The 17,576-nt window shown below is 52.7% G+C and carries 20 protein-coding genes and 1 pseudogene; 6 read left to right on the top strand and 15 right to left on the bottom strand.

Going from position 1 to position 17,576, the window contains the following annotated elements; all coding sequences use genetic code 11:
* Window positions 1–71: 71 nt before the first annotated feature.
* Window positions 72–1,544, top strand: a complete 1,473-nt coding sequence (gene mgtE, locus O3660_RS02670; RefSeq protein ID WP_049352817.1) for a magnesium transporter — start codon at window positions 72–74, stop codon at window positions 1,542–1,544.
* A gap of 149 nt (window positions 1,545–1,693) precedes the next feature.
* On the opposite strand, the gene O3660_RS02675 is transcribed toward mgtE, so the two are convergent.
* Window positions 1,694–1,960, bottom strand: coding sequence for a SemiSWEET family transporter (locus tag O3660_RS02675; RefSeq protein WP_004518970.1), 267 nt, complete (start codon window positions 1,958–1,960; stop codon window positions 1,694–1,696).
* A 218-nt stretch (window positions 1,961–2,178) separates the two neighbouring features.
* Here O3660_RS02675 and O3660_RS02680 point away from each other — a divergent pair.
* Window positions 2,179–2,708, top strand: a pseudogene (locus O3660_RS02680) (IS1595 family transposase); the annotation flags it as partial.
* Between the two features lie 20 nt (window positions 2,709–2,728).
* Here O3660_RS02680 and O3660_RS02685 read toward each other — a convergent pair.
* Window positions 2,729–3,112: a hypothetical protein gene (locus tag O3660_RS02685; protein ID WP_004518967.1), complete on the bottom strand. Its 384-nt coding sequence runs from the start codon at window positions 3,110–3,112 to the stop codon at window positions 2,729–2,731.
* Window positions 3,113–3,319: 207 nt separating this feature from the next.
* On the opposite strand from O3660_RS02685, the gene thiE reads away from it, so the two are divergent.
* Genes thiE through O3660_RS02705 form a run of 4 tightly spaced genes read left to right on the top strand, consistent with a single transcriptional unit; the run spans window position 3,320 to window position 5,370 of the window.
* Complete coding sequence (thiE, locus tag O3660_RS02690; RefSeq protein WP_049329750.1) at window positions 3,320–3,937, top strand: thiamine phosphate synthase; 618 nt, start codon at window positions 3,320–3,322, stop codon at window positions 3,935–3,937.
* Window positions 3,938–3,979: 42 nt separating this feature from the next.
* Window positions 3,980–4,174: a sulfur carrier protein ThiS gene (thiS, locus tag O3660_RS02695; protein WP_049351218.1), complete on the top strand. Its 195-nt coding sequence runs from the start codon at window positions 3,980–3,982 to the stop codon at window positions 4,172–4,174.
* Window positions 4,175–4,232: 58 nt separating this feature from the next.
* The gene (locus tag O3660_RS02700; RefSeq protein WP_049351219.1) at window positions 4,233–4,526 is read left to right on the top strand and encodes a YciI family protein; all 294 of its coding nucleotides are present in this window, start codon (window positions 4,233–4,235) and stop codon (window positions 4,524–4,526) included.
* Between the two features lie 55 nt (window positions 4,527–4,581).
* Entirely contained in the window at window positions 4,582–5,370 is a 789-nt protein-coding gene (locus O3660_RS02705) for a thiazole synthase (protein ID WP_049332237.1), read from the top strand.
* A 71-nt stretch (window positions 5,371–5,441) separates the two neighbouring features.
* Here O3660_RS02705 and O3660_RS02710 read toward each other — a convergent pair whose 3' ends face one another.
* The 13 genes from O3660_RS02710 to O3660_RS02770 all read right to left on the bottom strand — a co-directional run bounded on the left by O3660_RS02710 (window position 5,442) and on the right by O3660_RS02770 (window position 17,467).
* Window positions 5,442–6,203: a uracil-DNA glycosylase family protein gene (locus O3660_RS02710; RefSeq protein WP_049351220.1), complete on the bottom strand. Its 762-nt coding sequence runs from the start codon at window positions 6,201–6,203 to the stop codon at window positions 5,442–5,444.
* Window positions 6,197–6,640: a ribosomal protein S18-alanine N-acetyltransferase gene (rimI, locus tag O3660_RS02715; protein WP_049351221.1), complete on the bottom strand. Its 444-nt coding sequence runs from the start codon at window positions 6,638–6,640 to the stop codon at window positions 6,197–6,199. Before rimI ends, O3660_RS02710 begins: the two co-directional genes overlap by 7 nt.
* On the bottom strand, window positions 6,637–7,311 hold the full coding sequence (gene tsaB, locus O3660_RS02720; protein ID WP_371464519.1) for a tRNA (adenosine(37)-N6)-threonylcarbamoyltransferase complex dimerization subunit type 1 TsaB: 675 nt from the start codon (window positions 7,309–7,311) through the stop codon (window positions 6,637–6,639). Before tsaB ends, rimI begins: the two co-directional genes overlap by 4 nt.
* A 162-nt stretch (window positions 7,312–7,473) precedes the next feature.
* A complete protein-coding gene (locus O3660_RS02725) occupies window positions 7,474–8,148 on the bottom strand; it encodes a glutathione S-transferase family protein (RefSeq protein WP_250601432.1) in 675 nt (224 codons plus the stop codon).
* Between the two features lie 9 nt (window positions 8,149–8,157).
* Window positions 8,158–8,553 carry a hypothetical protein gene (locus tag O3660_RS02730; RefSeq protein ID WP_049351224.1) on the bottom strand — a complete coding sequence of 132 codons (396 nt, stop codon included), beginning with the start codon at window positions 8,551–8,553 and terminating at the stop codon, window positions 8,158–8,160.
* Entirely contained in the window at window positions 8,554–9,720 is a 1,167-nt protein-coding gene (locus O3660_RS02735) for a beta-ketoacyl-ACP synthase III (protein ID WP_371464520.1), read from the bottom strand. It lies immediately after the preceding gene.
* A gap of 19 nt (window positions 9,721–9,739) precedes the next feature.
* A complete protein-coding gene (locus O3660_RS02740; RefSeq protein WP_049329758.1) occupies window positions 9,740–9,985 on the bottom strand; it encodes a GNAT family N-acetyltransferase in 246 nt (81 codons plus the stop codon).
* Between the two features lie 115 nt (window positions 9,986–10,100).
* Complete coding sequence (locus O3660_RS02745) at window positions 10,101–10,520, bottom strand: nuclear transport factor 2 family protein (RefSeq protein ID WP_049351226.1); 420 nt, start codon at window positions 10,518–10,520, stop codon at window positions 10,101–10,103.
* Between the two features lie 37 nt (window positions 10,521–10,557).
* On the bottom strand, window positions 10,558–11,466 hold the full coding sequence (locus O3660_RS02750) for a hypothetical protein (RefSeq protein WP_049351227.1): 909 nt from the start codon (window positions 11,464–11,466) through the stop codon (window positions 10,558–10,560).
* A 232-nt stretch (window positions 11,467–11,698) separates the two neighbouring features.
* Complete coding sequence (locus tag O3660_RS02755; protein WP_371464521.1) at window positions 11,699–12,706, bottom strand: IS5 family transposase; 1,008 nt, start codon at window positions 12,704–12,706, stop codon at window positions 11,699–11,701.
* Between the two features lie 164 nt (window positions 12,707–12,870).
* Window positions 12,871–13,914 carry a 3-deoxy-7-phosphoheptulonate synthase AroG gene (gene aroG / locus O3660_RS02760; protein ID WP_049329504.1) on the bottom strand — a complete coding sequence of 348 codons (1,044 nt, stop codon included), beginning with the start codon at window positions 13,912–13,914 and terminating at the stop codon, window positions 12,871–12,873.
* Window positions 13,915–14,206: 292 nt separating this feature from the next.
* On the bottom strand, window positions 14,207–15,703 hold the full coding sequence (locus O3660_RS02765) for a subtype B tannase (protein ID WP_318250484.1): 1,497 nt from the start codon (window positions 15,701–15,703) through the stop codon (window positions 14,207–14,209).
* A gap of 288 nt (window positions 15,704–15,991) precedes the next feature.
* Window positions 15,992–17,467 (bottom strand): surface lipoprotein assembly modifier, encoded by a 1,476-nt coding sequence (locus tag O3660_RS02770; RefSeq protein WP_318250483.1) that lies wholly within the window; start codon window positions 17,465–17,467, stop codon window positions 15,992–15,994.
* Window positions 17,468–17,576 lie beyond the last annotated feature (109 nt).

Here is a 17,576-nt window from a genome sequence, read left to right on the forward strand (position 1 = left end):
TCCCATCTGATACACAACAACAATAATCATCCCGCCGAAATGCCTTCCCGCGTCCGGCGGGCGGAGCATTTATGAGCATCGAACAAACCCCTCCGAATCTCGACAATACCCCCGACAATGATGTGGTAGAAGACCGCATTTCTGACGATCGCATCTCTGACGATATCGACCGCATCCACGCATTATGCGAAATCCTCGAGCCGTCCTTTGAACAAATCGAAGCAGGCGTGCCGATTGAAGACGCAAGCCTGCGCGACAAGTTTACCGAGCTGACCGTCCTCTTGGCCGAGTTGCACCCTGCCGACGTGGCCGCCGTCTTGGAATCCCTGCCGCCGCGCGAGCGTAACATCGTTTGGCTTTTGGTCGCCCCTGAAGACGACGGCGAAGTCTTGCTGGAAGTATCCGACTCCGTGCGCGAAATGCTGATCGAGTCCATGGACAAAGACGAGCTGTTGGCCGCCGTCGATGATTTGGACGCAGACGAATTGGCAGAACTGGCAGACGACCTGCCGCACCAAGTGGTGTACGAAGCGCTGCAAACGCGTGATGAAGAAGAACGCGAGCAGGTCAAAGCGGCGATGTCTTACGAAGATAACCAAGTCGGCGCGATTATGGACTTTGAATTGGTCAGCATCCGCGCCGATGTGGCGTGTGAGGTCGTGTTGCGCTACTTGCGCCGTTTCGACAGCCTGCCCGACCATACCGACAAGATTTTCGTGGTTGATGAAAACGACGTGTTGCAAGGCGTGTTGCCCATCCGCAAACTCTTGGTCGCCGACCCCGAAGACATGGTGGCGGACGTGATGGCCACCGATGTCGTGCGCTTCCGTCCCGAAGACGACGTGGAAGAAGCGGCACAGGCGTTTGAACGTTATGACTTGGTCACCGCGCCGGTTGTCGATGAAAACAAAAAGCTGATCGGCAGGATCACCATTGACGAAATGGTGGATGTGATCCGTGAAGAATCCGAAGCCGACATGTTTAACATGGCCGGTTTGCAAGAAGAAGAGGACTTGTTCGCCCCGATTTGGGACTCGGTGAAAAACCGCTGGATGTGGCTTGCCATCAACCTGTGTACCGCCTTTATCGCCAGCCGCGTAATTGGCGCATTTGAAGGCAGTATCGAGAAAATCGTCGCACTGGCTGCGCTGATGCCCATCGTCGCCGGCATCGGCGGCAACTCCGGCAACCAAACCATCACCATGATCGTCCGCGCCATGGCAATGGGACAAATGACCAGTACGCAGGCAGGCCGCCTGCTGAAAAAAGAAGTCGGCGTCGCCCTCGTCAACGGCATTATTTGGGGCACGGTAATGGGCGTGATTTCATGGCTGCTCTACGGCAACATCGGCATCGGTTTGGTCATGGTGGCCGCGATGACCTTGAACCTTTTGCTGGCCGCGACCGTCGGCGTCCTCATTCCCGTCATGATGGACAAAGCCGGACGCGACCCGGCATTGGGCAGCTCGGTGCTGATTACCGCGGTTACCGACTCCGGCGGCTTCCTGATTTTCTTGGGATTAGCAACCATGTTCCTGTTGTAATAGGAAAAAAAAGACGTGTTCGATACGTCCTTTTCAAACCGTTTAAAAGGCCGTCTGAAATTTCAATTTTCAGACGGCCTTTGCTGTTTTTTAAAGCTTTACATCATGAGGGCGTTTAGTTTTGGGGCTGACGTAGATTAGCCCCTTGTTTAAAGCGAAGTCAGAAAAGTCAGAAATCCCAATATCACGCCGACTGCGTTGGGTATAATCAGAATCCAGTCTTTCCGGGGTTCTTTGCTCCAACCGTACAAAACCCAAATCAGACAGGATACTGCTGCAAACAGGGGTTGCCACGGCTGCGCCTTTGCCCCTTGCATATTGGCGATAATTTGGGGGATATAGGCGACAAATACGAAAATACCTATTGCCGCTCCTATGCTGCCGACAACGGTATTGAATTTTGCTTTGCTTATCATGCTGGTAAGTCTCCTTTTAATATGAAAATCGAGGCGGTAGATAATATGGGCAGGCTGACTCAGCCGAGGGAACAGCCGCAGCCGCAATGATGTTCGTGGCCTTGGCCATGTTCGTCCGAATCTTCGGCAAGCAGGGCTTCGTAGTCGCCGCTTTCAATCAGGCTGACCAGTTCTGCCGGACTTTCCGCGCCTTCTACCTAGTCGCAGGATAAATAACTCTATTCTACCGCAAAATATGTATGTCATCATCCATCATTTGGCCTTGGCTGCCGATGAGGTTTTCGAGGGATCTGTCGAGCTGGACGAAAGCTATTTCGGCGGACAGCGTAAAGGCAGACGTGGTCGAGGTGCGGCAGGAAAAGTGGTTGTCTTCGGCATTCTGAAACGCAACGGACGGGTCTATACCGTTGTGGTGGATAATGCCAAGTCTGAAACGTTATTCCCTGTCATCAAAAAGAAAATCATGCCGGACAGCATTGTTTACACGGATAGCCTGAGCAGCTATGATAAGTTGGACGTGAGCGGTTTTATCCATTACCGCATCAACCATTCCAAGGAATTTGTCGACCGTCAGAACCACATTAACGGCATTGAGAATTTTTGGAATCAGGCAAAACGTTTCTTGCGAAAATACAACGGAATCGATCGCAAATCTTTCCCGCTGTTCTTGAAAGAATGCGAATTTCGATTTAACTTCGGCACACCGTCTCAACAGCTTAAAATCCTGCGAGATTGGTGTGGAATTTAGGGCTAATCTACGTCAGCCCCTTAGTTTTTGATGACGTTTACGGCGTAATGGGCAGTAGTGTTACGGCGGGCTTGGGCGCGCATCATATAGACCTGCACTTTATATTTGCCCGATTGGGTAGCGATACCGTCAAATTTATCGCCTTGTGCCGAACCGTTAAATACGGCTTCATCGTCTTTGGGTGCCCATACGTTGAAATAGGCGTTAGGGCTGCCGGTTTTACTGATGCGCAGGCGGTCGCCCTTGCGTACGGAGAACAAATGCTCGGCGGTTTGATAGCCGGTGATTTTGCCGGAAAAACGCTGCTTGGTTTGTTTGTGTGCCGAAGCTGGTTTTGAAGCTTCCGCTTTAGGCGTGGCGGCATTTGAATAAGTGGTAAACAGTAAGGGAAGGGCGGCTAACAAGAGAAATTTTTTTCATGGGTTGGGTCTCCGAATGTGGGGCGCCAATATGGCACTCATTTTGATAACCCATCAGTATGTTCATATTTTTATAAAGCCAAAGCCGAATAGGGCAATATTCATTTTTTCAATCAGGCCGTCTGAAAACAAATATTATTCAGACGGCCTTTTCTGATAATATAACAACGAATTATTCCTTTCGGAGCCGTTATGACCTTCCCGCCACTCAAATCTCCCCTGAAATTTTACGCCGTTGTTCCCACTGCTGACTGGGTCGAGCGCATGGTCAAAGCAGGTGCCGACACGGTGCAACTGCGCTGTAAAATCCTGCATGGCGACGAGTTGAAACGCGAAATCGAACGTTGCGTCGTAGCCTGTCAAAACAGTGCAACCCAGCTTTTCATCAACGACCACTGGCGCGAAGCGATTGCCGCAGGTGCATACGGCGTGCATCTCGGGCAGGAAGACATGGACACTGCCGACCTAGCCGCGATTGAAGCTGCCGGTTTGCGCTTGGGCTTGAGTACGCACTCTGTTGCCGAACTCGATCGCGCCTTGTCCGTACAACCTAGCTACGTCGCCAGCGGTGCGATTTTCCCGACCACGACCAAGCAAATGCCGACCGCCCCGCAAGGTTTGGACAAACTGCGCGAATACGTCAGACAGGCACGCGGCACGCCCGTCGTCGCCATCGGCGGCATCGATTTGAACAACGCCGAAGATGTGCTTGCCACCGGCGTTTCCTCACTTGCCGTCGTCCGCGCCGTGACCGAAGCGGAAAATCCCGAAGCGGTGGTTAAAGCGTTTCAGGCTTTGTGGGATGAATAAGGCCGTCTGAAAATAAGAAGTCTGACAAGAGGAGCAAACATCATGAAGATTATATTGAACAATGAAACCATCACATTAAACGGCACAACCGTTGCCGACCTTATCGCCCAAACTTCGCCGCCAAAACCGTTTGCCGTTGCCGTCAATACCCAGTTTGTCGCCAAAGGCACGTATGCGGAAACGGTTTTGAACGAAAACGATAAAGTGGACATTGTGCGCCCGGTAGTCGGCGGATAAGCGGTTTTACTGCGCGTATAGCTGCGCTATTGGTTTAATGCTGAGAAAAGGAAAAGAAATGTTTATCTTATCGTTGGAATATATTAAAGACTTGGCTGCGGTTGAAACCTACCTGTCCGAGCATATTGCGTATCTTGAACGGTATTATCAAGCAGGTGTATTTGTGATGTCTGGACGCAAACAGCCGCGGACAGGTGGCGTTATCCTGATGAAAGCATCAGGTAGGGAACAGGTGGAAAAATTAATTACAGAAGACCCGTTTCACCGAGAAGGCGTAGCGAAATACACAATTACCGAGTTTATTCCGACTAAGGTCGCCGAAGGACTTGAAAACTATTTGGAAACTATCTGAACCGATTTTTCAGAAGGCTCTTGCCCTAAAAAATAATATTACAAAGGAATCTATCATGTTTACCCTATATGGAGAAACTTTCCCTTCACGGCTGCTGCTTGGTACGGCTGCTTATCCGACGCCGGAAATCCTCAAGCAGTCTGTCCAAATCGCGCAACCGGCGATGATTACCGTTTCGTTGCGTCGTGCCGGCAGCGGCGGCGAAGCGCACGGGCAGGGCTTTTGGTCGTTGTTGGAAGAAATGGGCGTACCTGTGTTGCCCAATACCGCAGGCTGTCAAAGCGTTCAGGAAGCCGTGACCACTGCGCAAATGGCGCGTGAAGTGTTTGATACCGATTGGATCAAGCTCGAACTTATCGGTGATGACGATACTTTGCAGCCAGATGTGTTCCAACTGGTCGAAGCGGCGGAAATCCTGATTAAAGATGGCTTCAAAGTGCTGCCTTATTGCACCGAAGACCTGATTGCCTGCCGCCGACTGCTTGACGCAGGCTGTCAGGCGTTGATGCCGTGGGCGGCGCCGATTGGCACGGGTCTGGGCGCGGTTCATGCTTATGCGCTGAAAGTCCTGCGTGAACGCCTGCCCGATACGCCGTTGATTATTGATGCCGGTTTGGGTTTGCCTTCGCAGGCGGCGCAAGTGATGGAATGGGGTTTTGACGGCGTGTTGCTGAACACCGCCGTTTCCCGTAGCGGCGATCCGGTCAATATGGCACGCGCTTTTGCGCTTGCGGTCGAGTCGGGCCGTCTGGCTTATGAGGCGGAACCTGTGGAGGCGCGTGAGAAAGCGCGTGCCAGTACGCCGACGGTGGGTCAGCCTTTCTGGCATTCGGCGGAATATTGATAAACATTAGGGCGTGTCGTACACGCCCTTTTTTGTTGATGAAAAACCTGATTTTAGGTTGAACAGAATGTTCAGACGGCCTTGGCCAAAAGCTGTTTCAATGGCTTTAAGATTTGCCATGCCTGCGCTTTGAATTGCGGCTGCATCAGCAGGCGAGCGGGGTGGGGAATGACGAAATACGGCCGCTCTGCGCACAATTCGTTCATCAGCCCGATCATGTCTGGGCTATCAAAGATTTTGCCGAGAAACAATATTGCGCGCGCTTGCGAAGCGGTCAGCTCGTTTTGCATTTCGGCAAGCTCGGAGCGGATGTGTTCGGCATCGGGCAGGGCGGTGAACACGGGTGCGGTTTTGACCCATGCGGTTTTATGCGCCTGCTCGGGTTTGAGGCCGATGGCGGCGAGGATGTTGTCGAGAAGCGTGCCGACGTCGCCGCTAAACAGTGTACCGTGCAGGCTGTCTTCGGTGGACGGACAAATGCTGACTACCATGATTTCAGACGGCCTGATGGTTACGTCAAGACGGGGCAGATTGTCTGAATGCGCGGCTTTTTCTGTTTTTGCCGGTGTTTCGGCAATGGCTTTGGGTGTTGCTTCGGGAACGCGAGCAGCAGGTTTGGCCGTTTGCGCAGTGGCAATGGCGGCAGTGCGTGCCTGATGGGCACCTGCGGATAAAGTGCGCACGGCTTGGGCGGTATCGGCAACAATGGTTTTGGGGCGGACGGGCGCGGCTGCGGCTTGAGGCGCAGCATGGATGATTTTGGCGTTTCGGTTCAGCCACATCGGGCCCAAGCCCAAGGCTTCGTGCAGGTGCAGATAGCGGCTGCTTAACATGATTTCTCCATTAATACGGCATCTTCGCTGCCACCGTCGGGCAGGGCGTAGTAGTTTTTGCGGCGGCCGCAGGTTTGGAAGCCGTGTTTGCGGTAGAGCTGTTGCGCGGTTTCATTGCTTGCGCGGACTTCGAGCAGCAATCGGGTTGCGCCTTGCTGTTGCACTGCGTTTTGCCAGTGTTGCAGCAGGGCGGACGCAATGCCTTGGCGGCGGCATTCTGGCGCGACGGCAATCAAATGTAGCTCGGATTCGTCAAATACGGTTTGCCACACGATAAAGCCGGTAATTTGGTGGTCGGTCTGGCTGAGCCAAACGCTGTCGGGATGGTGTTGAACGGCTGATTCAAACTGCTGCGCCGTCCACGACGAAGGATTGCCTTGTGCGTCGATGGTGGCAAGAGCGGGGCAGTCGGCAAGTACGGCTGGGCGCAGGTTCACGGTTTGGCCTTTTGTTGGGCTTGCTCTTGTGCGGTCAGGGCAATTTTGTTGCGGACGTAGAGCAACTCGGCGTGCGCCGCGTCAGTAGCAAGATAGCGGCCGCTGCGGGCAAGTTTAAGATAGTCGGCGGCGGTCGGCATATCGGCTTGACCGTCAAAAGGCGGTTTGTCGGCGAGGGCAAAGGCATTGCCGATGCCGCCGGTAGGCGTTTGGCCTTCAGGCGCGATAATGGCGGCGGCTTTGCCAACCGTGTAATCGCTCAAGCGGACGTGGTTTTGCGTATCAAACCATGCGTAGAACACTTCGCCCATGCGCGCATCGGTGGCCGCCAGTACGCAGCTTGATGGCGGCAGCAGCGAAGCGGCGGCATCGAGGCAGGGAATGCCGATCATGGGCGTGTCAAACGGCGTGGCCAAACCTTGTGCAACCGCCGCGCCGATACGCAGGCCGGTAAATGCGCCGGGACCTTGTGCATAAACGATGCAGCCCAAGTCGGCAGCCGTGATGCCCGCTTCTTTAAAGAGGCACTCGATTTGCGGCAGGATTTGTTCGGATTGCTTGGTGCCGACGTTTTCGTGAAACAGGCGGACTTCGCCTTGATATTCCAATGCGATGGACAGAAAGGATGTGCTGGTGTCGATGGCAAGAGTCGGGCGTTTGTCGGTTGGCATGGTGTTATTTTTTAGAAGGATATGGGTTGCTATTATAGTGGAACGGCGAGGGGGAACAAAGCACTCGGGCGGCGCTTGGGTAAAAATGCCGTTTGCTGCAAAGCTATTCGATAAGTGAACCAAGGTTTCAGGCCGTCTGAAAACGTTTCAGACGGCCTTGTTTTATTTGTCGAGTTTCAATAAAGGCGAACCTGCTTTTTCAACGGCGCGGCGGTAGGCTTCATGCGCTTCGATACGCTGCAAATAAGCGCGGATATTGGGGTAGTCGGCAAAATCGAAGCGGTCGGCTGCGGCTTGCAGCGGATAGCTCATCATGATGTCGGCACCACTGAGGCTGTTGCCGACCAACCATTTGCGGTTTTCCAATTCGCTGTTGATGTGGGCAAGATGCAGCGCGGCTTGCGGATGGATAAAGCTGCTTTTGACGCTGCCGCTGATTTTGCGGGCAATCGGTTTGACGAAAAACGGCATGGGCGCGCTTTCAATCCGGCGGAACACCAGTCCGAGCAGCAATAACGGCATCAGCGAACCTTCGGCGTAATGCAGCCAGCGTTGATATTGCCAGTATTCGCGGCTGCCGCGTTCGGGCATCAGACGGCCGTTGCCATAGGTTTGAATCAGATAGTCGGTAATCGCGCCGCTTTCCGCCAAGATAAAGCCGTTATCATCCAATAAAGGCGATTTGCCCAAGGGATGGATGGCTTTGAGTTCGTCAGGGGCGAGCAAAGTGTCGGGATGGCGGCGGTAGGTTTGCAGGCGGTAAGGCGTACCGAGGATTTCAAGCAGCCAAACAATGCGCAGGGCGCGGGATTGGTCGAGCGAATGCAGGGTAATCATGAGGGGGCTTTAAATATTGGTTTGTTTGAGGCTGTCTATGCTGATTTGGCAGGCATCGGCGTATTTTTGCAGAGTTTTGGTCGGTAGTTTGGCGAACACTTCGGGACGGAAATGCCGGCGCAGCTGCCATTTCCATACGCCTGCCGCCATGGCCAAGCCGGTTTCATCATAACGGCAACGGAACATATGGTAGTACAGCGGCGAATATTCGCCTTTTTCGACAGCTTCGCGCGCGGCATGCGTTTGGGCATCGAGTTCGCACACTGCCATTTCGGTGGCGTAGGCTTCGTCCTGCCAACCGTTGCTGGTGGCCGCTTCGTAGTGGCCGTCGCGGGTGCCGTAGATGACTTTACGGTGGCCGTGGTAGCTGGCGCTGTTGTCTTGAGGGATGTCGTCAATTTTCATTCAGACGGCCTTTACTGCTTCCAAAAGCATGAAACATGTTGAAAAGCGTCCGCTTTCCGGAACGTAACACAGGATTTTTTGGCCGTGTTCGATAGGGAAAGTGCGCATAAATTCTTCAAGGATGATGTAAATCGAGGCCGAACCCGTGTTGCCCTTGCTGTGCAGATTGGTAAACCATTTTTCCTGCGGAATGTCGAAGCCGATATTTTTCAGGCCGTCTGAAAGGCGGTCGCGGAAAAAGCCGGAAGAGTAGTGTGGCAGGAACCAATCGATTTCTTCGGCGCGGATGCCGTGTTTGGCGGCGATTTGGGAGAGGGGTTTTTCCACTGTATAGCGGACGATATTTTCGTTCAGCAGTTTGACGTCTTGTTTGACCGCCATCAGGCTGTGGCGGCGGCCGTAATCGGCATCGGCGTGTTTCCAGCCTTCAAATACGCCGTCGCGGAATTCTGCGCCGGCATACATGCAGGGCGGAATTTCGTTGGCGTAGGAAAGCAGGTCTATCCAATGGATTTTCAGGCTGAGGCCGTCTGAATTGGGGCGGTCGGACAGATACACCGCGCCTGCGCCGTCAGACAGCATCCAGCGCAAAAAGTCTTTTTCAAACCCGATTTCGGGGGACGCGTTTTCCAGTTTTTTATGGTCGGTTTCGCTTTGGAACACTTCGCCGCGCATGACCGCCGAGGCGTTTTCGGAAGCAACGGAAACTGCATGTGCGTGTTCGCCGGTGCGCACAGCGTTGTAGGCGTGTTTCATTGCCGCCATACCTGCCGCGCATACGCCTGCCATGCTGAACACTTCGCAAGGCGGCATATCCAGCAAACCATGCACCATCACGCCGTGTCCGGGCATGGTTTGGTCGGGATAGGAAGTGGCGCACGCTAGGCTGCCGATGGCTTCTGCAGGAACGCCTTGGGCAAATAAGCCATTGACCGCTTCGGCAGCCAACTCAGCATTGGTATGCGTCGTGCGGCGGCTTTCGGGGTCGATGGCGTAATGGCGCGACAAAATGCCGTTGGAACGCAAAATCATACGGCGCACGCGTGATGGTACATCGCCTGCCATGCCGAGGACGGCTTCCATTTCGTCATTGCCGACGGGGGCATTGGGCAAGAAGGCAGAAACGCGGTTGAGATAAACGTCTTTGAGTGTGTTATTCGATGTCATGATGTGGTTGTCAAAATAATCAACCGATAAACCGTGCCGCGTAGTCGCAGCTTGCAGTCAACGGGATGTGGTGTGTTTCGGCGTATTCCATCAGCGCGCTCACCAGCAGTTTGGCAATGCCGCGATGACGGAAGTTGGGCGAGACCTCGGTATGGTTTATGTCCCAGCCGCCGTTGTGTTCGGTATAGCTGATGTAGCCTGCTTCCAAACCGTCAATATCGATTTGAAAGCGACGGCGTTCGGGGTAGTGGATAACTTCGGGCATGGAGTGCTTTCTGTATTTGAGGCCGTCTGAAAAGCAAGACTGTCGTCGGCCGTTGCTGCAAAACATTTTGGTCGTTTTCAGACGGCCTCTGCCAACGTCGGTGCGGCTTCCGGCGTCAAGCCTTAACCGCTTTGGCGAGTGCCGAAGCTGTCAGCATCTGCGTGCCGAACCAGCCCCAATAAATGCGGTGGTGCTTGATTTTGCCGCCTTCCAGTCGCATCACTTCCAAAATATCCACCTGATCGCCGTCGGGCGTCTGGCGCGGGTATTCCCACACCAGCGTATCGCCCGCAACGAAATAGCGGCCGTCCCGATACCAGCGCACCAAATCGTTGGGACGGCGGCGCGTACCTTCCTGTAAAAAACGCAGGATTTCGGCCTTGCCGCACAGGATGCCGCTGTCGGTATTCATAATCGCGGGCACCAGCGGGCTTTCAAATACGGCGTCGTCGGCATACAGCGCAATCAGCGCGTCGGTGTCGCGGTTTTTGGCATATTCGTGCCAGTCGCGGTAAATGCGTTCAAAATCGTCCATATACAGTCTCCTTACAGGTTGCCGCCCGCAATCCGATTTATCCGCCGGAAGGTTGGCCGTAATAATCCGCCAGTTTTTTCAGACGGCCTTTGAGCAGCGGATGCAGCAGTTTTTTCAAAATCACGCTGACAGGTAAAACCACCAAAATCATCGCCAATAAAAATACGATGTAAAAGCACAACAAGGCACGGCGCAAGAGCGGAGAAATACGGCCTGCCGCCATCAAAAGCTTGCCCCAGACGAAGAAGCTGCGACCGGCGGCGCGTTCGCTGAAAATCAGTTTTTCATTGACTGTCACTGCGCCCATGTTTTGAAACAGGGTTTCGTCCAAAGGTTGTTGGTTCAATAGTGTATCGCGCAATTTCGTACCAAACCGCGCCGCATCCGCCAATTCTTCTTCAGCAATGCCGGCGGAGGGCAGGGAGCGGAAGTAGCGCTTGTCGCCGGTCAGCATCCATGCGGGCGTGGTAATGAAACTAGCCGCGCTGTTGCAGGCATCGATTTTTACGATGTTGCCGATGAGTTTGGCGCCGTTTTGTTTCAGCAAAGATTTCATTTTTTCCTGCGCGCCCAGCCACATATTGCGGCAGCCGATAAGCGTGATGACCGGTTTGCCGTCCAGCAGCCGGCGCGTTTCTTCGCGTTGCAAAAAGGCGGTCATCGGTTGCGAAGGAGAGAGGAACCAAACGGTGTAGGCAATGACCACCACATCGTAATCTTCGGATGGAATTTGCGGCGGCAGAATCGGGGCGGGTTTTAAATGGACGGTTTCAGGAAAGGTATCGAAAAAACGCCAAAACGGCCACGGAAACGGAAATGTCTGCTCCGGTACGATATTGACGCAATCGACCTGTACGCCGGCTGTTTGCAACGGCGCGGCAAAATTTCGCGCCAGGCTGGAGAGCTGCCCCGTTTGCGAGTAATGCACAATCAGCACTTTTTTCATTATCTTCCCTGCAATGAGTAAGTTATGGTTGGTTTGGACGGTATTATATAGTAAACCGACCGGCCTTGAACTTTATTCATATTCAGAGACCTTTGCAAAAAAGCCCTTCCCCCGACAGCCGAAACCTAAACGAAGGTTTTCGGCTGCTTTTGTTTCAAATATCCACTGATTCTATTCAAATACCCCCTTAATCCTCCCCGGATACCTGATAATCAGGCATCCGGGCCGCCTTTTAGGCGGCAACAGGCACACTTAGCCTGTTAGCCGCTTTCAACAGGTTTAAACACATCGCCTTCAGATGGCTTTGCGCACTCACTTTGAGCAGACCAAAATAGGCTGCCCGGGCGTAGCGGAATTTACGGTGCAGCGTACCGAAGCTTTGTTCGACCACATAACGGGTCTTCGACAAATATCGGTTGCGTTTGGTTTGCGCTTCCGTCAGAGGATGTTTGCGGCAGGCCTTGCGCATAATGCCGTCCAACAACTGATGCTCTTCCAGATGTTGCCGGTTTTCCGCACTGTCGTAGCCCTTATCTGCATAGACGGTTGTGTCTTTGGCTATTCCTCCCAGCAAAGGAGACAGGTGGTTGCACTCATGGGTATTGGCGGGAGTGATGTGCAGTTTCTCGATATAGCCTTCCTCATCGGTACGGGTATGCTGCTTGTAACCGAGTCTGTATAAACCGTTTTTCTTTGTCCAGCGGGCATCTTTATCTTTGCTCGGTGTGGTTTGGCCGCTGACTTGTCCTTCCTCATCAACTTCTATGGCCTGACGCTGTTTGCTGCCGGCGGTCTGAATAATGGTGGCGTCAATGACGGCGGCGGATGCTTTCTCTACTTTTAAACCTTTTTCAGTCAGTTGGCGGTTAATCAGTTCCAGCAATTCGGACAGGGTGTCGTCTTGCGCCAGCCAGTTGCGGTAGCGGCATAAGGTGCTGTAATCGGGGATGCTCAGTTCGTCAAAACGGCAAAACAGGTTGAAATCGATGCGGGTGATGAGGCTGTGTTCGAGTTCGGGATCGGAGAGGCTGTGCCATTGTCCGAGCAGGACGGCTTTGAACATGGACAAAAGGGGATAGACGGGACGGCCGCGGTGGTCTCTAAGGTAATGGGTTCTTTGACGGTTCAGGTACTGTTCGATCGGTTGCCAATCAATCACTTGATCCAACTTCAATAGTGGGAAGCGGTCGATGTGTTTGGCAATCATGGCTTGTGCGGTTTGCTGGAAGAAGGTGCTCATGAGAAATCCCCTAAATGTCTTTGTGGGAATTTAGGGGAATTTAGGGGATTTTAGGGAATTTTGCAAAGGTCTCATACTTTTTTATTCTAAACCTGAGCAAAGAAATCAAAATGACAGGCACAAAAAAGACCGGAACATATCCGGTCTTTTTAATAGTTTCGCACTTACGCTTGGTAACCTTTCGCCTCGGCAAGCAGGGCCAGCAATTCTTCAGTCGTATCCCAACCGATGCAGGCATCCGTAATACTTTGACCATAAACTTCAGGCTTGTCTTGACGGCCTTCAACCAAGTGGCTTTCCACCATCACGCCCATGATGTTTTCTTCACCGGCTTTCAGCTGCGCCGCAACATCGCGCGCTACATCCATTTGTTTGCGGAAGTCTTTACGGCTGTTGGCATGGCTGCAGTCCACCATCAGTTTGCTGCTCACACCGGCTTTTTGAAGCTGCGCAACCGCGTCTTTAACGTGTTCCGCGCTGTAATTAGGCTCTTTTCCGCCACGCAAAATTGCATGGCAGTCAGGGTTGCCGCTGGTGTGGACAATCGCGGAATGACCGGCTTTGGTTACAGACAGGAAGTGGTGCGGATGATTGGCGGCACCGATGGCGTCGATGGCGATTTTCAGATTGCCGTCCGTACCGTTTTTAAAACCGACAGGGCAGGAGAGGCCGCTGGCCAATTCGCGGTGTACCTGGCTTTCAGTCGTACGCGCACCAATCGCGCCCCAAGAAATCAGGTCTGCGTAGTATTGCGGCGTAATCATGTCCAAGAATTCAGTCGAAGCAGGCATGCCCATTTCGTTCAAAGTCAGCAACAACTGACGCGCTTGGCGCAGGCCGTAGTTGATGTCAAACGTACCGTCCAAGTGCGGATCGTTAATCAAGCCTTTCCAGCCAACGGTTGTACGCGGTTTTTCAAAATACACGCGCATTACAATCAGCAGCTCTTTCTCATATTTTTTGCGCAAGGGCAGTAATTTTTGCGCATATTCAACCGCCGCCTTAGTATCGTGAATCGAACATGGGCCGATGATGACCAGCAAACGGTTGTCGCGGCCATGAACCAAATCCGCAATTTCATGACGTGTTTTATAAACCAAATTGGCAACCTGAGGCGTAACAGGCAGCTCATACAAATGTGCGATTGGAGGGAGTAACTCTTTGACTTCTTTAATCTTAATATCGTCGGTAGGGTGGTGTTGGGACATGATGGACTCTCTTGTTTATTTTTGATACAGGTTACAGGTTTTAGCAGAATTAAACAAGGCTTAGTTTTTTGTTTTAGCAATTTTATTCTAAAATTTCTTTATTTAAATTATTTTATGGAATTTAAAATTATATTATTTAAGAAAATTAATATTTAATGCTATTAAGAAATTTCATTTATATAATAAAGGGCTTTGAGCTTTTATCAAAATATAGGCCGTCTGAAAAAGTTCAGACGGCCTTTCTTTAATTAAAACGGATACTAAATCTCATCTCAATCTATGTTGCGAACGCTTATTTTGCAGAGCTGCTGACTTGTTTCATCCAGGCAAACAGTTCGTCCAAGTCATAATCGCCGCCGTGGCCGACATCCCAAGGCAGGGCGTAGTCGACGGTTTGGCCGTTGTTTTGCAGTTTGGCGGCTAAGACGGCGGAGACTGCCAGTGAGGTGTCGCGGTCGTTGGTGCCGACACGGATGCGCCAGTTTTGCGGCAGGCTTACGCCCGGTTTGCCGATGTAGTTGAGCGGGTTCATGATTTTGATGGTTTCTTCATCTGCGATTTCGGCGTTGGCGGCGGTATTGTGTTGCATGGAGAACGCGGTGAAGTGGCGTTTATCGACGGTATTGGTGCCGAAGAGTTGGTTTTCGCCTGCGCTTAAATCTACGCCGTCAAAGGCCGGCGGTGTTTTTTGGCGGCCGGCGGCTTTGGCGTAGGCATCGAAATCGACGGAGACGACTTTGCCGTTGCGGACGGTCAGCCATGTGCGGTCGCTCAGGTCTTTGCCTGCATCAAGCTGGGCTTGTGCGGATTTGGCAAGTAAACCGGCAATATGGTTTTTAAAGCTGCCGTTGCCTTGGGCGTCCAGTGTCAGGGGTTTGCCTTCGGGGGATTTTAGGTTCAGGCTGTTGAGGTATACTGGGTATAAGGGTTTGAGGAGGTCGGATAGTTTTTTCTCGTCATCGGTCAGCGTACCGGCAACCAGCTCGCGTTTGACGCGGTAGTCGAGCATGGAAATGTTCATTTTTTTGTAGTCGTTAACGCCGTTGAACTGCCATTCGTAAGCCATGTCGGCATGGTCCAAATCGGTAATCGGGCAGTAGGCGGATACGGCGAAAATCTTGTCGCTGCTGTCTGCCGCACCCAATGCTTTCAGATATTTTTCGTAATCTTTTTGGTCGGCTGTTGCGCCTAAGAGGGCGGACATCGCGCCGCCCGCGCTTGTGCCGTTGGAAATGATTTTTTCGGCATCGCCGGGCATGGCTTTGTCGTTGGCTTTCAGGTAACGGACAGCGGCTTTCAAATCGACAATTACGGCGGGTGCTTTGCCGGTGGGTTCTGTCCGGCCGCGTGCGCCAGGGGAGGCGACGACGTAGCCTTTGGAGAGGGCAACCAGGGCGGCGTTGGGCGATTTTTGGCCGTCTTCAGGCTCGTCGCGTTTGCCTTCTAAAGCAGGTTTACCCGGTTCGGCAGGCATATAACCGCCGATTTGGTTGGGCAGGAAAATCGGTGCGGTTTCGGCATTGAAACCGTCTATCTCGCCGCCGTTGTAATAGGCTTCGGGTACATAAATATTGATGATTTCGTAACGGGTATCGACAGGATTGCGGACGTACACCACGCCTTCGTAAGCGCGGAATTTGACGGCTTGACCGTTCACTTCGATGCTTTGTTCGGTGTATTTTTGTTTGGAGAAGTCTAGGTCGTAGGTGTCTGCGGTTTTGACGGAAGCGCAGGCGCTCAATCCCAGTGCGACAGAAACGGATAAGAGGGTTTTGTTCAGGGCATTCATCATCATACTTTCTGAAGAGGTGAACGGATATGATAACAAATACTAAGGCCGTCTGAAACGCCAAGTCGGGTTTCAGACGGCCTGATTTTTTGTAACGTTATGCGGTGTTGTACGTTATGTTGGTAAAGTAATATTGGCTTGGATTTTATCTATTTGATAAATATGAATTTAATAAGGCGTTATGCTTTAAAAATCTATTTATCCGGTATCTGTAAAAGTTTGAATCTGTCTTGTAAATCAATATGCAGGACAGGCATTTTTGCTTTATTCACAGGTTGGTTCTACTTGTCAGAACGTTTTGCTCAATTCGATAAACATTTTGGTTTTGCCGTATTCGTAGAACTTGTCGTTGCTCCATGTTTTGTTGTGGGCAATGGTCAGGCGTGGGGTGATGCCTTTGAAATGGAGGGCGCGATGCCATACGCTCAGGGAGGCGGAAGCTTCTTTGTCGCGGCGGTTTTGTTCGTTGCTGAAGAAGCTGGGGGCTTGGTAATGGCGTTGGGCGGCGCTGAGGCGTAGGACGGTGGAGAGGCCTTTGGGCCATTCTTGTCCCCATGTGGTGCGCAGGGCGTAGCGGTTGAAGCTGTCGCTTTTGTCGTCGCGGTTGCGTTCGCGGTAGAGGTCGATACCGGCTACCCAGTATTGGCGCGCGTTGCGGTAGTACACGATGGAGTTGCTGAGCAGTTGGCTGGTGTTGTTGGAATGCTCGCGGCGGCCGTTTTTCAGACGGCCTGCTTCAAATGCGCTGAGGGTTTGCAGCTTGGGTTGCCACCAATGGTTGTAGTGGAGGCGTGCGCCGTTGGTGTAGGTATAGGGGTCGTTGCCGTAGAAGCGGCGTTCGTGGAACGGGGTCATGCCGACGTCGTTGCGCTGGTCGGCATAGCCGATGCCTGCCGAGAAGCGTGTGGTGAGGTCGTTGTAGTTGGTGTGTTTGGGATAGATTTTGCCGTAATGGTCTGCGCCTGCCGTGGCATAGAAGCCGCGGGGCAGAGACCATTTTTTTTCTGCGCCGATTTGGTAGTGGATGGCGGTGGCATCGATGGGTTCGGGGAATGTCCAGCCTCGGAAGCAGTCGTCGTCGGGATAGATAAGGCGCACTGCGCGGCATTGTTCATCGCTCAGGTGGTTGCCCAGACGGCGTTGGCCGGGGGCTTGGTTGATGTTTTGTTCGCGCGTGATGTTCAAGCCGGCATTGAATTGCCATGAGTCGCGTTCGCGCAGGGCTTTGCGGTAGGTTTCGATGCGTTCTTGCAAGGCAGGCGGGAGGGATTCGGTTTGCAGTTTGTCGAACTGGTCGGCCGCGGCTTCGTTTTGTTTGTCTTCAAACAAGGCGGTCGCAAGCTGCCAGCGGACGGCGGAAGCATCGGGCTGCTCGGCGATAAAGCGGCGGTAATGGCCGATGGCTTCGGCGGCGCGTCCTTCGGATTGGGCAAGCAAACCTTTGGCATAGCGTGCCATGGCGCGGTCGTGTTCTGGCCATTGTTCGTAAATGGGCAAAACGGCTTTGATGCCGGGGATGTTGTGGGCGACGACGGCGGAATACATGGCGCGTGCCAGTAATTCGGTGTTGGCAAGCAGGGTATCGGCATCGACGTTGATGATTTTTTCAGACGGCCTATTTGTCTGCTCGGCAGGAATGTTGTGCGTTTCGGGTTGTTGGGGTTCGGCAGTGTTGACTTGAAGCTCGGGTTTTACGTCAGGCGGCACATCGGCGGCGTGAAGGGAAAGGGGAAGGATGGCGAGGAGGAGCAGACGTTTTTTCATGGCAATGTTTGGGATGTTATCGGTATAAGTGGGCAGATTGTACAATGTTTTGAGTCGGAAATTTTGCAAACCGATTGCCATTTTATCTGATAAAGACGATAAAAGGCCA

It is taken from the genome of Neisseria sp. 27098_8_139, from assembly GCF_041433195.1.
In the GTDB taxonomy this organism is placed as follows: Bacteria; Pseudomonadota; Gammaproteobacteria; order Burkholderiales; family Neisseriaceae; genus Neisseria; species Neisseria subflava.